Source organism: Streptomyces sp. RP5T, from assembly GCF_003933965.1.
In the GTDB taxonomy this organism is placed as follows: domain Bacteria; phylum Actinomycetota; class Actinomycetes; order Streptomycetales; family Streptomycetaceae; genus Streptomyces.
Genome location: NZ_RSAJ01000523.1, coordinates 1 through 5,826, shown reverse-complemented (window position 1 = coordinate 5,826; position 5,826 = coordinate 1). Strand labels below are relative to the sequence as shown.

The following is a 5,826-nucleotide window of genomic DNA, read 5'->3' as shown; positions in this document are numbered from 1 at the left end:
GGGGTGGCGTGCGGGGTCGCCTCCACCGCCGACCCCATCGGGCCCGTCCGCTCGGCCCGGCGGCTCTTCCGGCTCGCCGACGCCGCGCAGTACCGGGCCAAGGCCGAGCGCGCCGAACGGCCCGTCGTCGCGGGCCGGGGCGGCCCCGACGACCCCGTCGTACGGCTGGCCGACGCGGCGCCCTCCGGGCGGACGGCCGAGCGGCGGACCTTCCGGGGGCGCCACCCCTGAGCGGGTCCGGCCCGTCCGGTGTGTCAGGGGCACGGTGTGTAAGGGGCGTAGCCCCCACCCACTAGTGACATCCTGGAATTCAGTGCGTACGCTCCTGAATATGGATATGCACACTGTGGTGGTGGGGACGTCCGGGGTCACCGCGTCCGACGTCCTTGCCGTGGCACGGGACGGTGCCCGTGTCGAGCTCTCCGGGGAGGCCGTCGCCGCCCTCGCCACGGCCCGCGGGATCGTGGACGCCCTCGCGGCCAAGCCCGAGCCCGTCTACGGCGTCAGCACCGGCTTCGGCGCCCTCGCGACCCGGCACATCAGCCAGGAGCTCCGGGGCCGGCTGCAGCGCAACATCGTCCGCTCGCATGCCGCCGGAATGGGGCCGCGGGTCGAGCGGGAGGTCGTACGGGCGCTGATGTTCCTGCGGCTCAAGACCGTCTGCTCGGGACACACGGGGGTGCGGCCCGAGGTCGCGCAGACCATGGCCGACGTGCTCAACGCCGGGATCATCCCGGTCGTCCACGAGTACGGGTCGCTCGGCTGCTCCGGGGACCTCGCGCCGCTGTCCCACTGTGCCCTCACGCTCATGGGGGAGGGGGACGCCGAGGGCCCGGACGGGGGCGTGCGGCCCGCCGGTGAGCTGCTCGCCGAGCACGGGATCACCCCCGTCGAACTGCGCGAGAAGGAAGGGCTCGCCCTTCTCAACGGCACCGACGGCATGCTCGGGATGCTGGTCATGGCGCTCGCCGACCTGGACATGCTCTACAAGTCCGCCGACATCACCGCCGCCCTGTCGCTGGAGGCCCTGCTCGGTACCGACAAGGTGCTCGCGCCCGAGCTGCACGCCATCCGGCCGCACCCGGGGCAGGGGGCCTCGGCCGCCAACATGCTGGCCGTGCTGAAGGGTTCGGAGCTCACCGGGCACCACCAGGACGACGCCCCCCGGGTCCAGGACGCCTACTCCGTGCGCTGCGCCCCGCAGGTCGCCGGGGCCGGGCGGGACACCCTGGCCCACGCACGGCTGGTGGCGGAGCGGGAGTTGGCGTCCGCGGTCGACAACCCGGTGGTCCTGCCGGACGGGCGGGTCGAGTCCAACGGCAACTTCCATGGGGCGCCGGTCGCCTACGTCCTCGACTTCCTCGCCATCGCCGTCGCCGACCTCGCGTCGATCGCCGAGCGGCGCACCGACCGGCTGCTCGACAAGAACCGCTCCCATGGCCTGCCGCCGTTCCTCGCCGACGACGCCGGTGTCGACTCCGGGCTGATGATCGCCCAGTACACCCAGGCCGCACTGGTCAGCGAGTTGAAGCGGCTCGCCGTCCCCGCGTCCGCGGACTCGATCCCCTCGTCCGCCATGCAGGAGGACCACGTCTCGATGGGCTGGTCGGCCGCGCGCAAACTGCGCACCGCCGTCGCCAACCTCACCCGGGTGCTCGCCGTCGAGCTGTACGCCGCCTCGCGCGCCGTCGAACTGCGCGAGGGCCTGAGCCCGGCACCGGCGACCCGGGCCGCCATCACCGCCGTACGCAAGGCGGGTGTCGAGGGGCCCGGTCCCGACCGGTTCCTGGCTCCGGACCTCGCCGCGGCGGACGAGTTCATGCGCGAGGGGCATCTGGTGTCGGCGGTCGAGGCCGTCACCGGGCCGCTGCTGTAGACGGGCGGGGCCCTGTTCGGCGTACGGCTGAACAGGGCCCCTGCGATGGTGATGTGGGCGCGGTCGGCTCGCCCTCGACGACCGCGCGGACGGACCTTGAAGGTCTCGCCAAGAAATCGTCAAGCAGGCTTAAAAGCCGAGTCGTTCCCGGCGCACCGAATAGACGACGAAGCCCGCACCCAGCGTGAGGAAGAGGGTGCCGCCGACGACGTACGGGGTGGTGTCGAAGCTGCCGGTGTCGGCGAGCCGGGTGTCGTCCGTGGACGCCTCCGCGCTCGTGGTCGTGACCCGCGCCTGCGTCGTGGCCTGCACGGACGGCTCTGTTCTCGCCGGCTGTTCCTGAGTCGCGTTGGCGGACGGGACGAACCACAGGGCACCCAGCAGGGTCCCCGCGGCGGTGGCGGTCAGCAACGGACGACGAACGGATGACACGGAATATCGATCCCCTTGTGGTGCTGGCGAATTGGCCGTGTGGGGCGATGTTAGTGAAAGGCGCGGGTCACGGGAAAGTCACGGGAGGCATGGGCTTTACGCTCCGGGCATGAGCACTGAAGACACATCACGTTTTGTACGGCTTCGGGTGGAGCTGGTCGTCGAGATCGACGACCAGGACGCCGTGACCCGGGCCGCGCTGGCGCGGATCGCGGAGGATCCGGACATGCCGGGTGAGGAGCGGGCGCATGCCGAGAGCGCTGTGACGGAAGACACTGCGGAGGCCCTCGCGTATCTGGTGGACCCGTTCGACCTGGTGGGGGAGGTGGCGGGGGTCGAACTGGCCCAGGCCTCCTGGAGCAGCGAACACATCGACTACGACCCGGATTCGCCGGACTGGGACCTCGACGAGGATGATGTGGAGGAGAACGACGAAGAAGAGGTCGTCGGCTGAGCGCGCTCGGGAAAATCGTGACCCCGGGCGGCAACCGCCGCCCGGGGTTTCGTCGTCTCAGGGCTCGCACGGACCGACAGACACACCTGCCGCCACCGCGGACGTGGTGTGCCCCACACCTTCCGGGAAGGTGGAACGGGACGAACCGGTCGTAGCGTTTAGGTTTTATTGACGGGGACTCTCGGGGTTTCTGGGATTCGGCAACGATGGAGAAGCGTGTGATGACGGTCAGTAAGCGGCGCAGGGGCCTGACGGTCGCGTCCGCTCTGCTCGGCGGAGTGCTGGTGCTCTCGGCCTGTTCCGGTGGCGACGACTCTGCTTCGAGCGACGGCGGGGGCGACACCTCACAGGCCAAGGCCGACGAGGCGGCGGCCAAGAAGAGCTCCCAGGCCGAGATCAAGATCACGCCCAAGGACGGCACCGACAACGCCTCCATCAACAACTCCGCCGCCGTCACCGTGAGCAAGGGCACGCTCACCGCCGTGACGATGACGACCTCCGAGGGCGCGAAGGTCGCCGGCGAGCTGTCCGCCGACAAGACCAGCTGGAAGCCCGACACCCAGCTGGAGCGTTCCACGACCTACAAGGTCGCCGCGGAGGCCAAGGACTCCGACGGGCTCGTCGCCCACGAGAACGCCTCGTTCACGACGGTCTCCCCGGCCAACAGCTTCATAGGCAACTTCACGCCGGAGGACGGCTCGACCGTCGGCGTGGGCATGCCCGTGTCGATCAACTTCGACAAGGCGATCACCAACAAGGCGGCCGTCCAGAAGGGCATCACCGTCTCCTCCAGCAGCGGTCAGGAGGTCGTCGGTCACTGGTTCAACGCCAACCGCATCGACTTCCGCCCCGAGGACTACTGGAAGGAGAACTCCACCGTCACGCTGAAGCTCGCGCTCGACGGTGTGCAGGGCGCCAACGGCGTCTACGGCGTCCAGCAGAAGACGGTCACCTTCAAGATCGGCCGTAACCAGGTCTCGTACGTCGACGCCAAGACCAAGCAGATGAAGGTCACGCAGAACGGCGCGACGATCAAGACCATCCCGATCTCGGCCGGCTCGCCGGACAACAAGACGTACGAAGGCGTCATGGTGATGTCCGAGAAGTTCAAGGAGACGCGCATGAACGGCGCGACCGTGGGCTTCACCGACGACGACGGCAAGGGCGAGTACGACATCAAGGACGTGCCGCACGCCATCCGCCTCACCAACTCCGGCACCTTCATGCACGGCAACTACTGGGGCGCCAAGTCCATCTTCGGCTCCGTGAACACCAGCCACGGCTGCGTGGGCCTGTCCGACACCAAGGGCGCCAACGACACCGGCACCGCGGGCTACTGGATGTACACCCACTCCATCGTCGGTGACGTGGTGGTCGTCAAGAACACCGGCGACAAGACGGTGGCCCCGGACAACGGCCTCAACGGCTGGAACCTCAGCTGGGCCGACTGGAAGGCGGGTTCGGCCGTCTGAGCCACCCGTATTTCACAGCTTTCCGATGCCGCCCCCAGGGGCGGCATCGGTGTTTCCGGGCCCGCGCACAGCCTTCTCATGCGGCTCTTATGGGGGGCTTATGGAGTCATCACGCGCCGTACCTAGCTTGCGGCCATGTTCTTCACCTACCTGAGGCGCGAACTGCGCCGCCGCAGAAAGGCGGCCCTCGTCGTCGCCTCCGGGCTCGCGCTCGGCATCGCGCTGGTCATCGTGGTCAGTTCCGTGTCGTCCGGCATGGGCAAGGCCCAGGACAAGGTCCTGCAGTCGCTGTACGGGCTCGGCACCGACATGACGGTCACCAAGGCCGCCCAGCCACAGGCCAGTTCGTCGGACCGGCCGCGCTTCCGGTTCGACGCGCAGGACAACGGCTCCGACGCGGAGCAGAGCAGCGACCGGGTGCTGGTGCAGGGGTTCCAGACCCTGTCCAGCGACACGGTCACCAAGGTCGACCGGCAGAGCGGCGTCTCGGACGCGGTCGGCGGGCTGAGCCTTCAGGTCATCAAGATCAGCGGCCAGTTCACCCGCGGCGAGTTCCAGCAGGACGGCAACGGCGGTGCGGGCGGCGGATTCGGCCGCAACGGCGGCGGCACCGGCCAGCCCCAGGGTGAAGTGCGGGGCGGCGGCGCCGACTTCGACGTCAACAACTACTCCGTCTACGGCACCGACGTCACCAAGGCGGCCCTCGGCCCGCTGACCTCCTCCCGGATCACCGACGGACGCACGTTCACCTCGGCCGAGACCGACGCCAAGGTCGCCGTCGTCGACTCCGCGTACGCCAAGGAGAAGAAGCTCAAGGTCGGCTCCACCGTCACCATCAAGAGCGTCAAGTTCAAGGTGATCGGCATCGCCACCGCGGACAGCGGGGACGCGGCCGCCAACGTGTACATCCCGCTCACCCAGGCGCAGACCCTCAGCGACTCGAAGAACAAGGTCACCACGATCTACGTCAAGGCGACCGACTCCCAGAAGATCGACTCCGTCAAGTCGACGATCCAGCAGAACATCTCGGGTACGACGGTGACGACCTCGGCGGATCTCGCGGACACGGTGTCCGGGTCGCTGTCGACGGCGTCCTCGCTCGCCACGAACGTCGGCAAGTGGCTGTCGATCGCCGTGCTCGTCGCCGCGTTCCTCGTCGCCGGACTGCTCACCTCCTCCGCGGTGTCGCGCCGGGTACGGGAGTTCGGCACGCTCAAGGCGCTGGGCTGGAAGTCGGGGCGGGTGACCCGGCAGGTCGTCGGCGAGGCCATGGTCAACGGGCTGCTGGGCGGGGCGCTGGGCATCGCGCTCGGCCTCGCGGGCGCGTACGCCGTGACGGCCATCAGCCCCACGTTGCAGGCCCAGTTGGGCGGCGGGGCAGGCGGCGCGGGTGGTCCCGGTGGCGGGGGCGGCTTCGGCGGCCCCGGTCGCCAAGCGGCCGCCAGGACGCTGGACGTCGCCCTGACCGCCCCGGTCAGCCTGACGACGGTGGCGATCGCGGTCGGCCTGGCGGTGGCCGGTGGTCTCATCGCGGGCGCCTTCGGCGGCTGGCGGGCGTCGCGCCTGCGGCCGGCGGACGCGCTGCGCCGGGT

5 protein-coding genes and 1 pseudogene are annotated in these 5,826 nt (G+C 69.7%); 5 read left to right on the top strand and 1 reads right to left on the bottom strand.

Annotated elements, in window-relative coordinates; all coding sequences use genetic code 11:
* Positions 1–231 (top strand): annotated as a pseudogene (locus tag EHS43_RS35290) (diguanylate cyclase); the annotation flags it as partial.
* A gap of 106 nt (positions 232–337) precedes the next feature.
* Positions 338–1,876, top strand: coding sequence for a histidine ammonia-lyase (hutH, locus tag EHS43_RS35285; protein ID WP_125194711.1), 1,539 nt, complete (start codon positions 338–340; stop codon positions 1,874–1,876).
* Positions 1,877–2,005: 129 nt separating this feature from the next.
* Here hutH and EHS43_RS35280 read toward each other — a convergent pair whose 3' ends face one another.
* Complete coding sequence (locus EHS43_RS35280; RefSeq protein ID WP_125194709.1) at positions 2,006–2,287, bottom strand: LPXTG cell wall anchor domain-containing protein; 282 nt, start codon at positions 2,285–2,287, stop codon at positions 2,006–2,008.
* 130 nt (positions 2,288–2,417) lie between these two features.
* On the opposite strand from EHS43_RS35280, the gene EHS43_RS35275 reads away from it, so the two are divergent.
* The 3 genes from EHS43_RS35275 to EHS43_RS35265 all read left to right on the top strand — a co-directional run.
* Complete coding sequence (locus EHS43_RS35275; protein ID WP_185806551.1) at positions 2,418–2,762, top strand: hypothetical protein; 345 nt, start codon at positions 2,418–2,420, stop codon at positions 2,760–2,762.
* 206 nt (positions 2,763–2,968) lie between these two features.
* A complete protein-coding gene (locus EHS43_RS35270; protein ID WP_125194708.1) occupies positions 2,969–4,234 on the top strand; it encodes an Ig-like domain-containing protein in 1,266 nt (421 codons plus the stop codon).
* 135 nt (positions 4,235–4,369) lie between these two features.
* The coding region (locus EHS43_RS35265; RefSeq protein ID WP_148104161.1) for an ABC transporter permease at positions 4,370–5,826 on the top strand (1,457 nt) is incomplete at its 3' end.

Excerpts from the sequence above, each read along its gene's own strand:
- EHS43_RS35270 (WP_125194708.1), top strand. The coding sequence starts at position 2,969 with ATGGAGAAGCGTGTGATGACGGTCAGTAAGCGGCGCAGGGGCCTGACG.
- EHS43_RS35275 (WP_185806551.1), top strand. The coding sequence starts at position 2,418 with ATGAGCACTGAAGACACATCACGTTTTGTACGGCTTCGGGTGGAGCTG.
- hutH (WP_125194711.1), top strand. The coding sequence starts at position 338 with ATGCACACTGTGGTGGTGGGGACGTCCGGGGTCACCGCGTCCGACGTC.